Genomic DNA, 459 nt, shown 5'->3' on the forward strand with positions numbered 1-459 from the left:
TGACAGCGGCGGTCACGAAGTGGTCGTGAAATTGAAACATAGAATGCGAATCATTCCGATTTGCATTGTGAATTTTTATAACTTACCCGCGTACGACAGCTTCGGGCCGAAGCGAGGGTCGTGCAGTTGACTTGAGCGGCGGCGCCAACGATGCCTGGGCGCGACCGCGCACGGGCAATGGAGGGAACATGAATCTCGCTGACGTGTGCATGACGATGTCGATTGCAGTTCGTCCAGTCCACCCGGGCGCCTCGCGCCGGGTATTCGATTTCAGCGCGCCGCCGGCATCGCCGTCGCACTGCTCACGCGATTCCGCCCGGCGCCGCTTCGCCGCGCGCGATGCCGCTCGCCGGCACTCCCGGCTTCTTTCCGCGCCCGTCGGCCGCCTGGCCGAGCGCGCGCTTCCGAGATCTCTTCACAGGAACTTTCGTCATGACGCAAGCCATGCCTTTGCTATTT

Annotated in this window: 1 protein-coding gene; it reads left to right on the plus strand. The window is 61.9% G+C overall.

Annotated features, from left to right (window positions below; genetic code table 11):
* Nucleotides 1-188: 188 nt before the first annotated feature.
* Nucleotides 189-459 (plus strand): hypothetical protein (locus FQ755_RS37800; RefSeq protein WP_222105736.1); only part of this gene is annotated, 271 nt, incomplete at its 3' end.

The sequence above is a fragment of the Paraburkholderia sp. BCC1885 genome (assembly GCF_900996235.1).
GTDB lineage: Bacteria > Pseudomonadota > Gammaproteobacteria > Burkholderiales > Burkholderiaceae > Paraburkholderia.